At 70.1% G+C, this 17,629-nt stretch carries 14 protein-coding genes and 6 pseudogenes; 4 read left to right on the top strand and 16 right to left on the bottom strand.

What is annotated here, in order from left to right; translation table 11 throughout:
• Nucleotides 1-397: 397 nt before the first annotated feature.
• The 3 genes from OG447_RS24405 to OG447_RS24395 form a co-directional block, all read right to left on the bottom strand.
• Nucleotides 398-2,398: a class I SAM-dependent DNA methyltransferase gene (locus tag OG447_RS24405; protein ID WP_266939340.1), complete on the bottom strand. Its 2,001-nt coding sequence runs from the start codon at nt 2,396-2,398 to the stop codon at nt 398-400.
• On the bottom strand, nt 2,389-3,021 hold the full coding sequence (locus OG447_RS24400; RefSeq protein WP_266939339.1) for a restriction endonuclease subunit S: 633 nt from the start codon (nt 3,019-3,021) through the stop codon (nt 2,389-2,391). The genes OG447_RS24405 and OG447_RS24400 overlap by 10 nt, the downstream gene beginning before the upstream one ends.
• A gap of 103 nt (nt 3,022-3,124) precedes the next feature.
• Nucleotides 3,125-3,340: a hypothetical protein gene (locus OG447_RS24395; RefSeq protein ID WP_266939337.1), complete on the bottom strand. Its 216-nt coding sequence runs from the start codon at nt 3,338-3,340 to the stop codon at nt 3,125-3,127.
• A gap of 465 nt (nt 3,341-3,805) precedes the next feature.
• Here OG447_RS24395 and OG447_RS24390 point away from each other — a divergent pair.
• A pseudogene (locus OG447_RS24390) lies at nt 3,806-4,980 on the top strand (WD40/YVTN/BNR-like repeat-containing protein); the annotation flags it as partial.
• 393 nt (nt 4,981-5,373) lie between these two features.
• Here the strand turns inward: OG447_RS24390 and OG447_RS24385 are convergent.
• From OG447_RS24385 to OG447_RS24350, 8 genes and pseudogenes are all read right to left on the bottom strand, one after another.
• Nucleotides 5,374-5,607: pseudogene (locus OG447_RS24385) on the bottom strand (ABC transporter permease); the annotation flags it as partial.
• Nucleotides 5,585-5,947 (bottom strand): annotated as a pseudogene (locus tag OG447_RS24380) (transposase); the annotation flags it as partial. The pseudogenes OG447_RS24385 and OG447_RS24380, both read right to left, overlap by 23 nt.
• Nucleotides 5,948-6,426: 479 nt before the next feature.
• Nucleotides 6,427-6,672 (bottom strand): annotated as a pseudogene (locus OG447_RS24375) (fibronectin type III domain-containing protein); the annotation flags it as partial.
• Between the two features lie 120 nt (nt 6,673-6,792).
• Nucleotides 6,793-7,737, bottom strand: a complete 945-nt coding sequence (locus tag OG447_RS24370; RefSeq protein ID WP_266939336.1) for a hypothetical protein — start codon at nt 7,735-7,737, stop codon at nt 6,793-6,795.
• A 14-nt stretch (nt 7,738-7,751) separates the two neighbouring features.
• Entirely contained in the window at nt 7,752-8,621 is an 870-nt protein-coding gene (locus OG447_RS24365; RefSeq protein ID WP_266939335.1) for a papain-like cysteine protease family protein, read from the bottom strand.
• A 210-nt stretch (nt 8,622-8,831) separates the two neighbouring features.
• A complete protein-coding gene (locus OG447_RS24360) occupies nt 8,832-9,458 on the bottom strand; it encodes a hypothetical protein (protein WP_266939334.1) in 627 nt (208 codons plus the stop codon).
• 143 nt (nt 9,459-9,601) lie between these two features.
• Nucleotides 9,602-11,587, bottom strand: coding sequence for an RICIN domain-containing protein (locus tag OG447_RS24355; protein WP_266939333.1), 1,986 nt, complete (start codon nt 11,585-11,587; stop codon nt 9,602-9,604).
• Between the two features lie 671 nt (nt 11,588-12,258).
• Nucleotides 12,259-13,026: an MFS transporter gene (locus OG447_RS24350; protein ID WP_266939332.1), complete on the bottom strand. Its 768-nt coding sequence runs from the start codon at nt 13,024-13,026 to the stop codon at nt 12,259-12,261.
• A gap of 127 nt (nt 13,027-13,153) precedes the next feature.
• Between OG447_RS24350 and OG447_RS24345 the strand changes: the two genes are divergently transcribed.
• Complete coding sequence (locus OG447_RS24345; RefSeq protein WP_266939331.1) at nt 13,154-13,438, top strand: hypothetical protein; 285 nt, start codon at nt 13,154-13,156, stop codon at nt 13,436-13,438.
• Here OG447_RS24345 and OG447_RS32375 read toward each other — a convergent pair.
• Together OG447_RS32375 and OG447_RS24340 are read right to left on the bottom strand one after the other, a co-directional pair.
• A complete protein-coding gene (locus OG447_RS32375; RefSeq protein ID WP_353962242.1) occupies nt 13,401-13,595 on the bottom strand; it encodes a zinc-binding dehydrogenase in 195 nt (64 codons plus the stop codon). The genes OG447_RS24345 and OG447_RS32375 overlap by 38 nt on opposite strands.
• Nucleotides 13,596-13,884: 289 nt before the next feature.
• Nucleotides 13,885-14,126: pseudogene (locus OG447_RS24340) on the bottom strand (IS4 family transposase); the annotation flags it as partial.
• A gap of 141 nt (nt 14,127-14,267) precedes the next feature.
• Between OG447_RS24340 and OG447_RS24335 the strand changes: the two are divergent.
• A pseudogene (locus OG447_RS24335) lies at nt 14,268-14,405 on the top strand (pirin family protein); the annotation flags it as partial.
• A 315-nt stretch (nt 14,406-14,720) separates the two neighbouring features.
• Here the strand turns inward: OG447_RS24335 and OG447_RS24330 are convergent.
• Genes OG447_RS24330 through OG447_RS24320 form a run of 3 tightly spaced genes read right to left on the bottom strand, consistent with a single transcriptional unit; the run spans nt 14,721 to nt 15,823 of the window.
• Nucleotides 14,721-14,984, bottom strand: coding sequence for an alpha/beta hydrolase (locus OG447_RS24330; protein WP_266939330.1), 264 nt, complete (start codon nt 14,982-14,984; stop codon nt 14,721-14,723).
• Nucleotides 14,985-14,998: 14 nt separating this feature from the next.
• Entirely contained in the window at nt 14,999-15,181 is a 183-nt protein-coding gene (locus OG447_RS24325) for a hypothetical protein (RefSeq protein WP_266939329.1), read from the bottom strand.
• A 30-nt stretch (nt 15,182-15,211) separates the two neighbouring features.
• Complete coding sequence (locus tag OG447_RS24320) at nt 15,212-15,823, bottom strand: histidine kinase (RefSeq protein ID WP_266939328.1); 612 nt, start codon at nt 15,821-15,823, stop codon at nt 15,212-15,214.
• A gap of 265 nt (nt 15,824-16,088) precedes the next feature.
• Between OG447_RS24320 and OG447_RS24315 the strand changes: the two genes are divergently transcribed.
• The gene (locus OG447_RS24315) at nt 16,089-17,600 is read left to right on the top strand and encodes an alpha/beta fold hydrolase (protein WP_266939327.1); all 1,512 of its coding nucleotides are present in this window, start codon (nt 16,089-16,091) and stop codon (nt 17,598-17,600) included.
• Nucleotides 17,601-17,629 lie beyond the last annotated feature (29 nt).

The raw sequence follows: 17,629 nt of genomic DNA, 5'->3' as shown, positions 1-17,629 counted from the left end.
TCAGCGGGCCGAGTCCCGATCAGCGGGGCCTGCGGCGCCGGAACGCCCAAGGACACCGGGCCGGTTCGGCCGACTCGGGCCCGGGCGGGAAGGCGCCAGGGGCGTGGTGGAACTTCTGTGGGCCCCGACTGTCGGGAGCAGTCAGGGTCGGTGCGTGCTTGCCTGACGCGAGGGCTACCAGCGCCGACAGGACTGGGGCTACGGCAGGACACGAGTCTCTTCGCGCACCCCACGCCGGAGAAGCTGGCCTCACACATCGCCCGCCTGCCGGGCTGACACCCGAGACACGACAACGGGGGACGGCCGGTGGGCCGGGGCACCGGCCCTCCGGCCCGCTGGCCGGTGCGGGCACGGTCCGCTCCGGCGACCTCGATGGGCCCGGCACCTGCATGGGCTGTCAGCGGTAGCCGAGCCCCCGGAGGCGGGATCGGAGCCGTTCTGTCGCTGCCTGACTCTGCTGCTCCAGGTCTGCGAACGAGGTCTCGTACCGGTCGCCCCACGAACGGTAGAGCGCGACCAGCCCCTGCCGCTGCGCAGCGACGCGTCCCGTGACGCGTGAGCAGAGATCGTCACCGAGGACTTCGAGTACTCGTTCACGCGCCGGGCCGCTGTGCCGGGAGAGCTCGCCGTCTGCCGCCGCCCATCGGTCGATCACTCCGGGGAAGCCGCGGTGTTCCAGGCTTCTGAGGTCGTCCTGCCGGTCGGACCACCATGCCGCGAAGACTCCGGTCAACTGGTACCGGTCCAGGATCTCCAATGGCAGGAGTTCCTCACGGAAGGAAGTCATGAGGTGGGAGCGTGACATGAACAGCTGTTTCGCGCCCGCGAGTTCGGCGATCTGCGCTCCCGCGCCCGCCCACCACCGGCAGCACTGGTCGATGAACCTGCGCTCCTGGGTGGTCGCGAGATCCGGGATGCGGGCGGCCGTCGCTTCGCAGCCTTCGGCCGGGAAGCTAAAATAGTCCAAGTTCCTTGGCTGGAAGAGGTCCGCGAGGTCGATGCCGAAGGAATGGAACCTCGGCTCCTCCGCCTCCACCTCGTGTCTGGGGACACCGCCGAACAGCGCCGCGCGGACGTCCAGCAACGGCTCTTTCGGCGGACCGGCGTTTACGTAGCGTGGGATGTTGAGGTTGAAATCGTTCTCCGCGATCTCCTGCAGCGTGACCACGCGGGAGAAGCCGTCGATGTCAGCCCTCTCCCGGAAGGCACTCACGATCTTCTCGATGTTCTCCGGCTCCAGGCGGTTCAGCGACCTGCCGGTGACCACTTCGCGCTCGGCATTGATGAACAGCACGGTGCCGCGTTCTCCCACCGGCGTTCCGTCACTGCCACGCAGCACGAGGATGCAGGCCGGGATGGCTGTGCCGTGGAATACGTTCGGCCCGATACCGATCACTGCTTCGAGTCGGTCTTCTTCGACGATGCCCCGCCGGATCTCCGCTTCGGAGCCTCCCCGGAACAGCACACCGTGCGGGGTTACGACGGCTCCGATCCCGTCCGGGCGTAGCACGGCGAGTACGTGCTGGACGTTCATCAGATCAGCCTTCTTCCCCTGTGCGGGAGTCCAGCCGTATCGCATCCGTTCCGGGTGCTTGATCTCCTTCTCCGTGTAGTTCATCGAGAACGGAGCGTTGGTCAGCACCCGGTCGAAGCGTCTGAGCCGGCCGTCACCTTGCAGGTGGAGCGGATCGGCCAGGGTGTCACCACAGAGCACCGAGCCGTCCGTCACGTTGTGCAGCAATAGGTTCAGCCGGGCGATGGAGCACGTCTCGACGTTCAGTTCCTGCCCGAAGAGGCCGAGGCCGACGGCGTCCCGGTCGTACTCGTCGACGTACTCCTTGGCCTGGACGAGCATGCCGCCGGAGCCGGTGAAGGGATCGTAGACCGACTGCCCCGGTTCCGGACGCACCAGCTCCACCATCAGCTGGACCACGGAACGAGGCGTGTAGAACTCGCCCCCCTTCTTGCCTGCTGCGTCGGCGAGCCAGCCCAGCGTGTGGTCGTAGGCCCGGCCGACCACATCGCTGAACTCCAGATCGTCGTCACCCAGAGGAATACGGTCGAAGTGATCGATCAGCGCCTTCAGCTGGGCGCGCCCCAGCCCCCTGTTGAAGTCGAGGGCTCCCAAGACTCCGTCGAGTCCGTCCGGGTTGTTCTGCTCCAGCGCCGACAGCGCTTGGTTGAGCACCTCTCCTGGCTCCTCGGACCCGGAATCGACAATGTGCCGCCAGCGCGATCGATCGGGCACGTTGAGGATGCCGGGCTGGTCGGAAGCACGTTTGAGCAGCAGCATTCCGAAAAGGATGTCGCGGTACTCCGACGCGTCCATCCGACCGCGCAGGATGTCAGCTGCCCTGAAGAGTTCCTCCGTCAGTCGTCCGACGGTCATCAGCGCCATGTGTCCCTCGTCCCTTGGAGCAGTTCCCTGAAGATGGCCGGCCGCAGTGCCTCCAGCCGCTCGGCCATCTGCCGCTGGATCCTGATCTGGTCGGCAACGTCTGCGAGGGCCTCGACGACGGCGTACTGCCGGTCCATGGGCGGCACGGTGACCGGCAGCTCCCTGAGCAACGCCGAGTTGAGTGCGGGCACCGTACCGGGGAGGGCCTGGCCCAGCATGGCCCTCTGCACCGGCGGATGCGACAGGTAGGCCGCCAGGAACGCGGGCAGGATGCCACCGGGCAGGGGCCTGATGCGCAGGCAGGACGATCCGTAGAGCCATCCGGACTGAGCCTGCTCGATGAGCGCCAGCCTCCCGAGTGCCCCTTGCCGCACGACGAGCACGTCGCCCTCCCGCACGGCGAACCGGCCCAGCCTGTCCGCCTCGCTCTGCGGCACCCGTCGCACCCTGCGGCTGTCCACCCTGTGGTCTCCGGCGAGGTCCGGTGGTGAGATCACGGGCACGCCGTCGGGGCCGTCGTGCAGGCGGTCCAGCAGCGACCCGGACGGGCCGGCAGCCACCTCGCAGAGGACGCCGAGCGGAATCCGATTACCTTGGGCCGTGGGTGCGTTGCCTTGCGGCACGACACCTCACCTCCTTTCCCTCGCTCCTGTGGTTCCGTGTTCGGGGTGGTGTGTGGTGGGGCGCCGTACGTGAGCACGGCGCCCCACCACACACGTCACATGGTCAGGCGACGCGCAGCCGGTGCCGCATCGCGGCCCGTACCAGCTCCTCCGTCGCAACGGTAAGCAGAACCGTGACCACTACGGCCAGCGCATCGGCCGCGTGTCCGGTAATCGCCGAGCCGAAGACGCAGACCACGATGATCACAACGAACGGCAGGACGCCGCTCTTGGTCCGAGGCGGTAAGGACCAGGCATTATGGGTATCGACAATCCGCATGGGTTGTCCTTTCCGTTCCCGCGCATGGCGCGGGAACGGTCGAGCCGCACCGCCCTGCCGGGCGTCCAAACCACGCGGGGTGGTGCGGCAGCTGATGAGTCGGATGGCCTTGCCGAAGGCTGTGGACGGGAAACAGCACACTTCTCCCAGCCCGTGACCACTCACGAAGCCCCGTCGTTCCTGAGCTTCGATACACCGAAGCGTACACACCGTCAGACTGCGAAGCTAGCTTCGCAGTTGAGGGAGATGGGGGTGCGTATCGCCGCATGCAGGCTGAGGCTGGCGAGGCGAAGGGCTCTCCCCTGCACGGCCGTTCGTCGCCTAGTCCAGTTGAAGGTTATGAATGCGGGCTGGGCCGGTGCGGGGCGTGCGCGGCGTCTGACGAACAGTGCCGGCAGGCCCAGGCAGCCGCTGATGAGGGTGAGCGGCCTGCCCAGCGTGATGGCCCCGGCCGCCACCAAGAGCCAGCACGGAGTCCTCTCCGGTGACGGCTCGCTGTACCTGACGTACACGAACACCGTTGGACCCAACGACGTGACGGCGGGCTCGGTGTGGAAGTACACGCCGGCCGGCGGGGCGTGGAAGAACGTCTCCCCGTCCCAGGGCAGTTACGGGTTCTCCGGGGTTGCCGTCGACCCGCAGAAGCCGTCCACGGTGATGGTCACCACCCTCGGCCGCTGGTGGCCCGAGGACGAGATCTACCGGACCACCGACGGCGGTACGACCTGGAAGGCGCTGGCCGGCAAGTCGGTGCGGGACGCCTCCGCCGCTCCTACGTCGGTACCGCCACCGGGCACTGGATGACCGCCCTGGCCATCGACCCCTTCAACTCCGGGCACATGCTGTACGGCACCGGCAACGGCATCTGGCGCAGCAAGGACGCCACCGCCACTGACAGCGGCGGTACCAGCCACTGGACGGTGGGGGCCCGAGGGCTGGAGGAGACCGCGCTGGCGGACGCGATCGCCCCTCCCGGCGGCGCCACCGTCATCACCTCCATGGGCGACCAAGGCGGTTTCCGCCACGACTCCCTGACCGAGGTGCCCGGCGAGCGGATGCAGAACCCGGCGATACTCCACAGCACCGACATCGATTTCGCCCAGTCCAACCCCTCGATGATGGTCCGGGTCGGAAAAGCCGGCGCGCAGGACGGCGCTTACTCCGCCGACGGCGGCCGCAGCTGGAACGGCTTCAAGGCAGAGCCGGTGGGCAGCGCCGACAGCGGCCACATCGCGCTCGCGGCGGACGGCTCCACCATCGTCTGGACCGAGGCCGGCCAGGCCCCGTACCGCTCGACCGACAAGGGGACGACCTGGTCGAAGGTCAGCGGCCTGGGCGCCGACGCCGTGGTAGTCGCCGACCGCTCGTCGGCCAGTACCTTCTACTCACTCGCCGACGGCACGCTCTACGCCAGCACCGACGGCGGCGCGACCTTCACCGCCCGCGCCACCAGCCTGCCCTCCGGCCGGCTCACGGCCGTCCCCGGCATCGCCGGGGACCTGTGGATCGCCGGCGGCGCCAAGGGGCTGCTGCACTCCACCGACGGCGGCCGCACCTTCACCACGCTCACAACGGTGCAGTCCGCCTCCGCCCTCGGCTTCGGCAAGGCCGCACCTGGCGCCTCCTACCAGGCCCTGTACCGGGACCTGAGTCGGCGGTAGGCGGCGGACGGGCGCGAGCGGCGGGTGCGGTGGGCTACACCGCGCAGCGGAGCACCACCTTCCAGTGGCTGCCCTCGGTGCTACGCGCCTTTCCACGAGCGCGATCCGGACATCGATGTTCGCATCGGGACCGTCGCCGGCGACGCGCCGATCCCTGCGCTGCTCACCGGCCAGGTCGACGTAACCGGGTCTGGTCAGCCTGCATTGGACTGCGCGTACCTCAACATTTCCGCTGGAGCGTCTCCGGGAGCTCTTTACCTGTTTCCGCGCCGTGCGGCGGGCCGCCCGGTGAAGATGGGGGCGGTGGGGCGGACCGCGGGCTGGCCTTGGGCGCTCCGTGGGGGCCACCAATCAAGGACCAGGGGGGGTCTGGGCGACGGCGAAGAGGCCGACGCCGACCACCAGGGCCACCATCGAGCCGAGGGTCCACAGTGTGGAGCGGATCGAGATCATCTTGGTCCACTCCGAGGCGATCGCGTGCCCCAGGTGCGGCCGTGGGCTGGGCAGCGGTGAGTGGTAGGCCGACGGCTTCGCGGACGGTGCGGCTGTGGATGGCGTCGACGAAGACCACCGGATAGACCGCCTGGCGGGAGCCCTCGGCGCCATGGACCTCTGCGAGGTGGGCCTGGACCTACCGGTCGTCAGGCCTTTCGGGGCAGCGAGATCACCATCTCGTCAACGCCGGACAGGCGCTCTTGCCGCTTGGGGACGATCTTCGGCTCGAAGGAGCCGTCACGGTCACGGGGCTCGGATATCTCCACCGTACCGACGTCCGTCAGGACGGTCTTCGTGCGGGTGCCATTGCGGCTGTTGCCGCCATTCTTCCCGGCCGGATCGTGCTTGTCATAGCCGAGGTGGTCGGTGATCTCGCACTCCCGGGCGGACTCCAACAGCGCTTCGTCAGCCGCTGCAGCAGCCCGCCCTCCCCCGTCAGCTGCAAGCCTCGGCCTGAGCCCGGCCCACCAGCTCGTCGATCAGCCGGTCGTCCATCGCCTACACCTCCTCAACTGGCGGGCCGAGTACGAGAGGATTTCACTGGATCGCGTAACCGAGCAGGGACTCCCTGGTGTAGGGACCCTCGCAGTCGGATCGAGGGGATACGAAGTGGTCGCCGTTGCCCGGGATGTAGCAGCGGTAGAGGGGAATCGTCCCGGGTATTTGGCTGGTGTGGATGTAGCCGACGGGGCCCAGTGGGCGCTGGCCTTCGCATCCGGGGTCTCGGGTCAGCATCGAGTGCCCGCCCACCTTGCACTCGTAGAGCCTGACCGTGCCGGGTTGTTCGCCGCTGTGCAGGTACCAAGTCGCCTCGTGGCTGAATCCGGGTGGCAGGGCGCGGGAGGTGGCGACGTGGCCCTGGCTGGGGTTGTAGCCGCAGCGTAGCTCTGTGTGGGGCGGCGTCGTGGACGCGGTGACTTTGACGGGTGCGGACAGGGCGCTGGTGTTGGTGCCGTCGCCGGCGGTGATCCGGTAGGTGTAGGTGGATCCGGCCTGGACGTTGGTGTCGGTGAAGGTCAGCTGCGGACGCTTCCAGAACACCGAGGAGCCGGTGACGGTATGGATCGGGGTGCTGGAGCCGTTGCGGTAGACGCGGTAGGTGAGCTTGCTGTCGTCGAGGTCGAGGCTGGACTGCCAGCGCACGTCGATCTTGCCTGGCGTGGTGCTGGAGGCGCTTGCCTGTGTCCCGATTGCCGCCCGGACCGTACGGCCGGGCCCCCTTCCCGAGCTCATGCGTATCCGACGATGGAAGTCGTCAGGCTGCGCACGGAGGGGCCCGGCGCTCATGGGGTCGGGTCAGCGGGTGGTGGCGATCCGCCGGCGGCGCGCGTACACGACCGCACCGCCGACCGCCGCCAGGGCTGCGGCCCATGTGACGGATACCGGCTGCCAGGACGCCTCCGCCGCCGGCTTCCCGGACGCGGTGGCGACCTGCTCCGGCTGGTCCTCCACGAGGCCGGCGTACCCGCCGGCCAGGCCCTTGCGGTCGTACTCCGAGCCGGGCATCTTGTCGCCGTAGCGGGCGGTGACCAGCTTCTGGTAGGCGGCGAGCGTGATGCCGCGCTTTCCGCCGAGGCCTGTGTTCGCCTCCTCGTTGAGCGGCTCGACCATGCCTTCGGCGGTGAGCCGGTACCAGGCGTGGATCTGCGGCTCGGTGAAGGTACGGGCCTGGGGAGTGCCGCGCTCGGCGAAGCCGACCTCGGCGTCCCCGTCGCGGATGCCGGCCAGCTGCCAGCCCTCGGCACCGACGTTCTGCGGGCCGCTGCCCGGCGTAGCGGCGTTCCCCTTGGGCGCGAGCAGTACGGCGGCGTTCTTGCCGTCGGAGGCGGTCACCCGGGAGGCCAGGTAGGAGAGCCGGAGCGCGGTCTGCGGGGTCGCCTGGGTCTTGCCGGTCACGAACTCGGGGCTGATCTCGAACATCGGCACCGGGTCCTTGTTGAGATCGAACCCGGGCGGCGCGGCGACCGCGGCGGGTGCGTTCCCGGGGGTGCCTACGGTGCCGCCGTCCGCGGCGGGGGCCATGCCGGGCTGTCGGGCCGAGACCAGGAAGCGGGAGACGGTGTCGCGGAGTTGGTCGGTCCGGAGGGCCTGCTGGGCGGACTGGTAGCCCGCTATGCCGTCGCCCTCCGCAGCCTGTGCGGGAACGATTCCGCACAGGGCGGCGGCGACCGCGGTCGCGGCGAGGACGGCGGCCCGGACTGACACGTGCCTGGGGTGTCGCATGGTCTGCGTGGTCTGCATGGTCGGTCTGCTCCTCAGCCCTGGATGCCGATGCGCGAGTGGGTCCACTGGAACGAGTTGTTGTTCACGTACGTGGCGTGGTTCCACCAGGTGTAGGTCTGGGTGGTCTGCCACGGGTCGCCGACCGCGATCATGTTGGTGGCGCTGTCGTAGCCGTAGATGACGTTCATGTGACCGCCGCCGGTGCGCCAGCCGAACCGGACGGCGAACGGCCGGCCTGCGGCGATCTCGGTGGCGGACTCGCTGAACGAGGCGTTGCGGTACAGGCTGCGGCCGCTGTTGCTCAGTCCCAGCCTGGCCAGGCCGTTGGCCATGTCCTCCAGCGTCGCGGGCTGGTTGTTGCAGTCCACCCAGGTTCCCTGCGCGGCGAGCTGGCAGAACTGCTCCTGGCTGACGGAGCGGCCCCAGTGTTTGGCGATGGTCACGCCGGAGGCGTCCCAGCACCACTGGGTCCTGACCTGCTTCTGCATGTCGATCGCGAGTGTCTTCGCGGTCGTGGGGGTCGTGGGTGTGGGTTTCGGGTTCGGGTTCGGGTTCGAGCCGCAGACCGGCAGGGGGGTGGTGTTCTCGTTGATGAAGGCGTCGGCGATGTAGTACGAGCCGGTGTAGATCCACCTCGGGTTGTTCTCCACGGTGTCGCCGGTGGTCCGGCAGGACATCTGGATCCTGGCGCCCACCTTCGAGGAGCCCTTCACCTGGGCCGAGAGGGACGGCTTGGCTCGCTGGTTGACGGTCTTGTAGTTGCCCTGCCCGCCGATGACCGTGCCGCTGACCACATCGGCCTGGGCGAGGGCACCGAAACCGAACAGCAGACCACCGGACAGTGCGGCGGTGATCGCGGCTATCAGCGCTTTCTTGCGGCCGGACGCGCGACGTTTGTGCATCAATGCTCCTTGATCTGAGAAATACGGGGACTTGCTTGCCCGGCAACCTGGTCGTCCGGTCTGCGCGACAGGAGTCGAGGGCGCCTGGCTCGGCGGCGGCACTCCGTTGGATGACGAACAGTCAGCCGGTCGGCATTGAACGGAACGGCGCAGGAACATCACGGCCGCCACGACGGCTTGGGCTCACACGACGCGCTGGTTACGGACGCTTCACCCGTCGCCCCGCGGCTGCCTGCGGGCTCGGGCCCGGCGGACCAGCAGCAGCCCGCAAGCGGCCCCGGCGAGGGCGGCCATGGCCAAGCCCGCCATGGTCCAGGAGAAGGTGCTCCCGACGCCGGCCGGGGCGGGCTGGGCGGATGCGGCGGCCGAGGGCACGGCTGCGGCCGAGGGGCTCGCAAGAGCGGGAACGTGAGCGGTGGGCGCGGCGGAAGCGCCGGGCGGTGCCGGGTCGGATACCGGTACGGAGACCTCGCGTTCGGCGTGTCCGCGGGGGAACCCGATGTGGACGTGCACCTTCCAGGTGCCGGCCGGCAGGACCTCGGCCGTGCTCCATCCGGTGCGCGTGCCGGAATCCCGGACCAGCTTCCAGGGGCCCACGCTGCGGGTGCCGTCCGCGCTGGTCGCGTTCACCGTGGCGGCGACCTCCTCCTCGATGGCATCCCCGTCGTTCTCCCAGGTGATGTCGGCGGTGACATGGCCCTCCCGCTGCCCGGTGATCACGACTTTGACGGTGTCACCGTGGGCCTGGGCCGGGGTCGCCAGGGCCAGGACCTGGGCGAGGAGGAGGAACAGGACCCCGAGTCCGGTACGGGCCGGGGGGCTGTGGCGTGTACGCATCGTTTGTGGTGCTCCAGGTGCGGTGGGGATGCGAGGGGCTGCCACCGCTGCGGTGCGGTGGAGGTGTCGTGCCGTGAGGGAGCCGGCGGACGGCTGCATGGGGAATACGGCCGTCCGCCGGCGGTCGATCAGACGATCGAAGGTCAGCCGACCTTCTGGACCGTCCACACCTGCGTTGCGCGGCCGTCGGCGCGCTGGAGGTCGAGCAGCCATTCGCCGTAGTACGGGCGGTTGCTCACGGTGAGGGCGTATCCGCCGCTCGCGTCGGTGATCGTGGTGGTGCCGGAGCCGGAGTTCAGCTTCCACTGCTGGGTGGCGGCGCTGCCGCAGGGCTGCTGCGCGATCCACATACCCTGGGCCGGGGCGCCGCCCGTTTGCAGGCACTTGCCGGACACCGCGGACTTGATGCGGAACAGCCCGTTGCCGGCGTCCTCGAACAACCACTGCTGCTGCGCGTAGCCGTTGGCGCGGGACCCCACGAGGAGGGTGCCGTCGGCGGTGCGCCCGCCCCACAGTTCGGCGGCCATGCCGGTGCTGCCGTTGCCGAGCACGTAGCGGGTGCCGGTGGTGGTGGCGCCGCCGCCCGCGCCGGTGGTGCGGAAGGTGGTGACGTTGCCGGGGCCGCTGTCACGGCCGGCGGCGTCGCGCACCGAGACGGCGACCTTGTACTCCGTGCCGGGCTGGAGGTTGTGGATGTTCAGCGTCTGAGACTGGACCCAGGTGAGGTGTTTGCCGTTGAGGAGCACCTGGTACCAGGCGGCGCCCTCGACCTTGGGCCAACTTGCCACCGCGGAGTTGGACCGGATCTGGCCGACGGTTACGGCCGGCCCGCTACCGGGCTTCTTGGTCGGGGTGGGTGTGGGCTTGGTGGTGGGCTGCGGGTTGGGGTCGGGGTTCGGGTTGCCGCCCTTGCCCTTCATCAGGAACTGATTGTCGGCGATGTTCCAGTGCGTGGCCAGGTAGCTTCCGGCCTTGGGACTGGTGTGGAAGTAGTCGTCGTGGTTGCAGTCCAGGATGTTCTCGGCCGCCTGGTTGGTGCAGATGTTGCGCATCTTGGGGTAGTGCGGGCTGTCGGAGTAGCACATGACGTCGAACTCGTCGGTGCAGTGGGCGCCCAGGCTGGTGTTCGGGGCGCTGTTGTTCACCGCGCCGAGGTTGTGTCCGAGTTCGTGGGCGGCGGTGTGGCCGCCCCAGCAGCCGGAGTCCGTACGGCCGTAGGACGGGCCGAAGTTGCTCTGGTTCGCCTGCCCGGGCCGCTCGTCACCGGCGAAGGTGCCGATGCCGCAGTAGACCTGCGTGTCGGCGAAGATCATGTACTTGCGGTCCCGGCGGTCGAGGCCCTTGGCGCCGAGCGCCTTGTTGGTCGCGCTGAACTCGGCCAGGGCGGAGTCCGGGAGCTCGATGTTGAGCACCGTCGGGGTGCAGTCGGCGGCCGTCACATAGCGGATGTGGCGTACTCCGCCGGTCTCCTGGGCGCTCGCCGAGTAGATGACGTCGGCGTCGGCCGCCCACTTCCGGAACGAGGCGACGTACTCGGAGTACCGGTCGCGGCCGGGACCGTGGACGTACACGACCTGGACGCGGTTGCCAGTGCTGCCGTCACCGTCGCACTGGACGGTCTGCCCGGCGGGCCCGCCGGGCGCGGCCTGGCCACTGCCGCCGGCGGGGGCCGGGGCCTTCGACGCCGGGGCCTTGGCGGTGGCTGCGTCGGCGGCGGGCGCGTCATGAAGACGCCCGCTGCCTTCGGCTCCAGCCACTTCGTCAGACTCCGGGCGGGCCGGATCGGAAGCCACGGCCTTCGTCTTGACGACGGGGGGGACGTCGGCCTTGATGTCGACGTCCTTCGGCGGGGCGTCGGGACCGTGGCTGCACAGTCCGGCTTCCGTGCGGTAGACGCCGACACACTTGTCACCCTTCGGCGCCGCCTTGAGGCCGTCGTAGATCATGCCGCGCGTCGTGTCGTTGGCGGGCGCATCCGCGATGGGCGCAGGCTCAGCATCACGGGCCGGCGCGGCGGCCGGTGTGAAGACGTCCGCGGCTGCGTCGGCCTGTGCGGGGGTCCCCGCCTGGGCGTCGTCGCCGAGCCCGGAGTAGGCGATGCCTGCGGCCAACACCGCGGCCGACGCCATGGCGGCGGTGAGGAGTATCAACCGCCGGGGTCTGCGCCGGTGTTCACGTTTCTTTCGACGGTAACCCGTCATGCGCACCTCAAATCCTTGGTCGGAGGAGTGGGTGCACGGAAGCCTGCCAGATGGGCGAGGTGGAGAATTCGGACAAACTGGAATGGGCTTCGAGATATCTGACCGTTACCTCGGCGGCCTAATTTGATGATCTGTCAAGTTCCTTTAAGATTGGGCTAGTTACGCGTGTAGACATGGAAAGGTCCAGGCCATTTCGGTGATGTCGTTATGGAATCGAGATAATCAAGTGGGGCTTGCTGACGGAAATTCAGTCAGTAATTCACCTAATTACTACCGGCCGAATTCCCCTTGTTACGAGCGGTAAGGAATCCTTCGCTCCGCCCGAGGATGACGACTCGGCGATGCGAAGGCCTTGATGCGCGACGGGTCCAGCTGTCGGCGGGTTGCGGCAGCCTGGGCCCGAACTGACCTCCTAGGCCCGGATCTTCGTCTCGTATCCCATCGCTCTCACGCCCCCGGCACGGGTGATCGGCGTCGGCCGGGCCGTGTATCACGGCCGGAGGTCGGCGTGGAGCCGCCCTGTAGTCCTAGCTCGGCCTTGGGACTGGTAGGCCCGCATGTTCAGGAGTCGCGTATTCGCCATAGGCGCCGGTCGATCGTCACCCTGTGTCGGTGCTCTGCGGCATGACGACCGCGGTCGGACGCGTGGCCCGTGGCTGCCGACGATTCGCCCGGAAAGGGGCGGGCACGCCATGGGAAGCAGGCGCAGCCCGGCGTCCAGCGCTCAGGCCCAGTTCCTGTTGCAGGTAGAGGGCGTTGGCGAAGAGGAAGCCGCCGAGGGTGGTGAACGCGCAGAGCGCCGTCGCGGTGGCCCCGCTGAAGGCGCGCTGCGGAAGAGCCGTGGGTCGACCAGCGGTTCGGCGCGCCGGTTCTCGTACGGTACGAGCCAGGCCAGCGCCCCCCGCCGCGGCCATCAGGCAGACCACGATCAGCGGAGAGGTCCAGCCGAGGGCGGGCGCCTCGATGACGGCGTACGTCAGCGCGCGGAGCAGGACGGTCGCCAGTACTTGTCCCACCGGGTCGGGCCTGCGGGGTCGTGCCGCGCGGGACTCGGGGACGTAGAGCGTGGTCAGGACCAGCGCGGCCAGTCCGATCGGCACGTTCACCCAGAACAGCGACCGCCATCCACCCGATTGCACGAGCAGGCCGCCGAGGACGGGCCCGCCCGCCATGCTGAGGCCGCCGACGCCGCCCCAGGCGCCGATGGCACGTGCCCGCTGCCGGGGCTGGGGGAAGGTGTGGGTGAGGGTGGCCATGGCGACGGGGGTGAGCATGGAGCCCCCCGCGGCATGCAGCATGCGGAAGACCACGAGCCAGCTGGTTGCCGGTGCCAGGCTGCACAGCGTCGACCCGACGGTGAACAGCATGAGCCCGAGCCGGCCCCGCCGATGTGTTGCGGCCGGTCGCCCACTCCGCTGATCCCGTCGAACGCGTCGCATTCGCCTGCGAGTTCCTGCTCCGCGGCATCCTCGTCCGCCAGGGGTGGTACGTGCCATGATTGCGGCCACCATCACCCGGCCCGAGACGGCCACCACGCGACCCGGTATCCGCTTCGGCCTGATCGACCACGCGCTGATCCGTCTGCGGGAGACGCTGGGGGCAGCGGACCCGGAGGCGTTCCCCCAGCTCGAACGGGACCTCGCCGTCACCATGAGCGCGGAAGCCCTCTTCTGTCTCACGGACCTGTGCGGGCTTGGCCACGACGAGGCCGTGGCCAGTGCCGTGCACACCGCGAGCGCGCTCACCGAGGCCGCGGTGCGCGGGGCCGCCCAGCTCTGACGCCGGAGGCCGGGACGGCATGTGGCCCGGCGCTCCGTCGGAGGCGGACGACGACCTTTCCCCGGAGGCGGCCGCGCTCGCAGTGCGTGTGCGCGGCCGCGATGTCGGCGAGGGGGTAGTCGCTGTCGACGCGGGTGCGAAATACACCCGCGGCCACCAGGGGAAGCACGGGGACCCGTCCCGGATCACCGGTCAGCGCGACGGCCGTGACGGCGAACCCGTGACCTGCCACGTCGTAGACCGCGTCGACCCCTCGGGAGGTGTGGGCGCGGATCCTGGCCTCGACGCCGTTGCCGTACGCGACGGGCGTGGCGCGGAGGGAGGACGTCCTCGGCGCGGTCCTGCGCGAGGCGGAAGTCCGCTCGAGGGAAGACGCCCAACGCTGGATTGACGAGGAGCGGGCCAAGGAGACCGGCAGGTCCGGTGGCAGGCCGCGATGGAGTCGGCGCGACCACCCGTACCTGCGGGAACGCGGACCGCTCGCCCGGTGGGTCTTGGGGCGACCGAACCGTGCATCGTTCTCCGCGCTGTCCGGCACGTCGAACGTGGTCCCGTCGACCGCCATCAGCCGCCAACTCCCGTACCAGGCACCGGGTGTGCCCTTGGTTGCGACGGGCCGGGCGCACTGCTCGAACAGCGCCTTGAGCGGCTGGGGTCCGAGCTTGACACGGGCCCGGGAGATCGCACCGGGCGGCGTGTCCGATCGGGGTGAACAGGTCGACGTCGTCACTGACGCGGCTGACTAGACCGTGCCGCTGGGAGAGGGCGCTGATGCTGACTTTTGCTGACTTCCTGGCACTCGTAACGCTCTGACCTGCGGAAATGCTCAGAGATTCAATGGTTCTGGAACTGGATCGGACGGTCCCAAGGGGATATCGCACAGGCCCGAGAGGACTGGATGAACGGCAGTCGCTTCGGTGAGGTGAAGGGCTATGACGGCGCTCCGATTCCTGCAGCGGCATTTTGATCTTGATGTCGAGCCTCATGTGGATCAGGGCGTGGTCAGGTCTAGTCGAACGCATGCTGACACTTTGCTGACTCTACTGACGAGTAGTTAGATTCCTGAGGTGAGGTGCGCCAGGCGCGGGGCGGGGTCGTGGAACGCGAGGCCAAGGGTTCAGTCACGGCCCCTCAGTTTCCGTTGCGCAGCTCTAGGTGAGCGCTTCTCGGCTGCCGTAGTCCGCTGCGAATCTGGTCCGGTGCTCGGTGCGCGCTGTTGTGGGCATTTGACAAGGCGCGCGGTTTGAAGGGTGTTGCCCGCTGCCCGGCCAGGGCTTGTGGCTCACTCTCGGCAGGCGTTGACGATCAGATCGCGGGCCGCGGGGCCCTCGGGGACGGGCCTGAGCGGGTACACGTGGGGCAGGCCCTCGGCCCGGTGGTAGTCGAGGGGGACGCCGGCGCTGGTGGCCTTGGCGGCGAGGGCGTCGCTGTCGGTGATGAGGATGTCGTGGGTGCCGCTGAACACTGTCAGGGGCGCGAGGCCGCTCAGTGTTCCGTGCAGGGGGCTCACCCGGGGGTCCGTCGTGTCGAGGGGGTCGGCGTACATGCGTCCGGCCTCGGCTAATCCCGCGCGGGCGAGCATCGGGTCGAGGGGTTCGATGCGGGCTTGTCCGGGTGGGTCATGGTGACGGCGATGCCGGGCGGCGGGTGGCGCTCCGCGTCCCGCTCGCCGGTCCGCAGGACGCCCAGCGAGCGCCGCATGTCGGTCAGCGCCTGCCGGCCCGTCTCGGAGATCTGCAGCATCGCGGCGGTGGCCCGGTCCGGGGACCTGCGCTAGGCGTAGACGGCGACGTCGGTGAGCGCGACCATGACGGACAGGTTGTGGGTGACGATGTCGTGCATCTCGCGGGTGATCCGGGCCCGCTCCTCGGCGACGGCCGGCCGTGCCTGCTGCTCCTGGTGCAGCGCCAGCCGTTCGGCCCGTTCCTGCACGGCGGCGAGGTAGGCCCGGCTGGTCCGCACGTTCACCCCGAGGACGGCGGCGGCGACGACCGTCGCGGAGAGCGCGACGAAGGGGGTCAGGAACGCGCCGTCCGGTGCCCAGCGCAGGCAGGCCAGCACGGCTCCGCCCTCCACGACGGCACCGGCGAGGAGCGTGCCGCGCCGGCCTGTGTGCGTGGCCGCCGTGTAGAGGGCCACCAGCAGGGCGATGTCCGCGGGCAGTTGGACGTCCATCAGCCACTGGACGAAGGCCGCGGCCGCCACGGCGCCGAACACCGCGAGCGGGGCCCGGCGCCGCCACAGCAGGGGGAGCGCCAGGGCGGCGGTGAGCGCCGCGGCCACCGGCAGCTCCCGCGCCGGGTAGGCCGTCACGACGTTGAGGAGGAGAAGGATCGGCAGCGCCGCGTCCCACACCAGGGGCGGTACCCGGTCCCGGTGACGCACCGTCACACCTCTCCGTCGATCGGTCGTCGTTGCGGCCCGACCGGGACCGTCAGCGCGTACAGCCGGAGCCTAGGCCGCGGGGGCGGCGGCGCGCATGAGCCCACGGTCCGACCGCACCCTGCCGGGGTACGACCGCAGGAGGAGGCCCACCACCTCCCGCGGTCGCAGAGCGGCCCCCGGACGGGCGTGACCGGTTGCCACTCCGGTCGCACCGCGGCCCGCCCGGGTTGCGACCGGAGTGGCAACCGGCGGCGACCCGGGACCGATGCGGCGGCGCGGACCCGGCGTCGAGCATGGCCGGGTGACCGAAACCATCACGGGGCTGTCGATGTCCCTTCCGGAAGTCCTCGTCCTGCTGGGTGCCCTCGCGCTGGTGGCGGCGCGCTGGCTCCCCCCGGCCGCCCGCCGGTCCGTCACGATCGGGGCGGGGGCGGTGCTCGTGGCGTCCGCGACCGTGCTGGGCGTGGTGGGGATCCGCTGGCAGCTGCTGCCGGTCCTGGCCGGCGCCGCCCTAGCGTCGGCGTTCGCCCTCCCGCCCCTGCTGCGACGCCGTACCGGCCGACCGGCGTGGCGGGCCCGCTGGTGGCTGGCCCTGCCGGGATCGCTGGCCTGCGCCGGCCTGATCGCCATTGGCCCGGTGGCGGCCTGGGCCTTCCCCGTGCCCGAGTTCCCCGAGCCGTCGGGCGGCTTCGCGGTCGGCACCCGGGTGGTGCAGTGGACCGACCCGCTCCGCCCCGAGAGCTTCACCGCCGATCCGGACGACCGGCGCACGGTCGTGGCCCAGCTCTGGTACCCCGCGCAGAAGAGCCCCGCCGGCACCCAGCGGTCCCAGTACCTGGGACGCACGGAGCAGGAGGCGCGCACCGTCGCCGAGGCCCTCGCCGGCGGGGTCGGCCTGCCCGGCTTCCTGGTCGAGGGCGTCCCGCGGGCTCGCAGCCGTGCGGTCGTTGACGCCCCGGTGGCCGGTGGGGGAGAACGGTTCCCGGTCGTCCTGTTCTCCCCGGGGTCGGGCGGGGTGCGGACCCAGAACACCGCCTGGGCGGAGGAGCTGGCCAGCCACGGCTACCTGGTCGCCGCCCTCGACCACCCGTACGACTCCGCCGTCGTCGTCCTCGCAGACGGCCGCACGATCCGCGCCACGACCGCCTCCAGCGGGGACCGGGACCGGGACGAGGAGCTGGCGGCGGGCTGGACCGCCGTCCGGGCCGCCGACCTCGGCTTCGTCCTCACCCAGCTGGAACGGCTGGACCGGGGCGAGACCGCCGACCCGCTGACCGGACGCCTGGACACCGGCCGCGCCGCGGTGGCCGGCCACTCCCTGGGCGGTGCCGCCGCCCTGCAGGCGGCCCGGCAGGACCGCCGGTTCGGCGCCGTCGTCGACCTGGACGGCTACCCCCACGGCCCCACCGCGCCCGCCCTCGAGCAGCCGGCGCTCGCGCTCATCCAGGAGATCACCGCCGGCACCGACCCGCGCTACCTGCCCCGCCTCACCGAGGCCCTCGAGCACAGCACCGCGACGAGCTACCGGCTTGCCGTCCCCGGCGCCGGGCACCTCACCTTCATGGACGGCCCGCTCTACCTGCCGCCGGTGCCCTCGATCATCGGCACCCTGGGCCGCACCGAGAGTCCGCGCGTCGTCGCCGGAGCGACCCTCGCCTTCCTGGACGCCGTCCTGCGAGGCCGCCCCGGCGACCCGGCCGAAACCCTCCGGGCCTACGGGAAGGTCTACACGGTCTCACCATCAGGGGCTCGGGGAACTGCGAGGCTGACCCCGTGATTGGCCGAACACGCGCGTAAGAAGGTGTT

It is taken from the genome of Streptomyces sp. NBC_01408 (genome assembly GCF_026340255.1).
Taxonomy (GTDB): domain Bacteria; phylum Actinomycetota; class Actinomycetes; order Streptomycetales; family Streptomycetaceae; genus Streptomyces.
This window is presented reverse-complemented; position numbering and strand designations above follow the sequence as displayed.

Coding starts and splice junctions, on each gene's coding strand:
- OG447_RS24405 (WP_266939340.1), bottom strand. CDS start 2,398: ATGGCGCTGATGACCGTCGGACGACTGACGGAGGAACTCTTCAGGGCA.
- OG447_RS24395 (WP_266939337.1), bottom strand. CDS start 3,340: ATGCGGATTGTCGATACCCATAATGCCTGGTCCTTACCGCCTCGGACC.
- OG447_RS24370 (WP_266939336.1), bottom strand. CDS start 7,737: ATGCAGACCACGCAGACCATGCGACACCCCAGGCACGTGTCAGTCCGG.
- OG447_RS24365 (WP_266939335.1), bottom strand. CDS start 8,621: ATGCACAAACGTCGCGCGTCCGGCCGCAAGAAAGCGCTGATAGCCGCG.
- OG447_RS24360 (WP_266939334.1), bottom strand. CDS start 9,458: ATGCGTACACGCCACAGCCCCCCGGCCCGTACCGGACTCGGGGTCCTG.
- OG447_RS24355 (WP_266939333.1), bottom strand. CDS start 11,587: ATGGCGTCGGCCGCGGTGTTGGCCGCAGGCATCGCCTACTCCGGGCTC.
- OG447_RS24350 (WP_266939332.1), bottom strand. CDS start 13,026: ATGCTGTTCACCGTCGGGTCGACGCTGTGCAGCCTGGCACCGGCAACC.
- OG447_RS24345 (WP_266939331.1), top strand. CDS start 13,154: ATGATTGCGGCCACCATCACCCGGCCCGAGACGGCCACCACGCGACCC.
- OG447_RS24330 (WP_266939330.1), bottom strand. CDS start 14,984: ATGTACGCCGACCCCCTCGACACGACGGACCCCCGGGTGAGCCCCCTG.
- OG447_RS24325 (WP_266939329.1), bottom strand. CDS start 15,181: ATGCTGCAGATCTCCGAGACGGGCCGGCAGGCGCTGACCGACATGCGG.
- OG447_RS24315 (WP_266939327.1), top strand. CDS start 16,089: ATGCGGCGGCGCGGACCCGGCGTCGAGCATGGCCGGGTGACCGAAACC.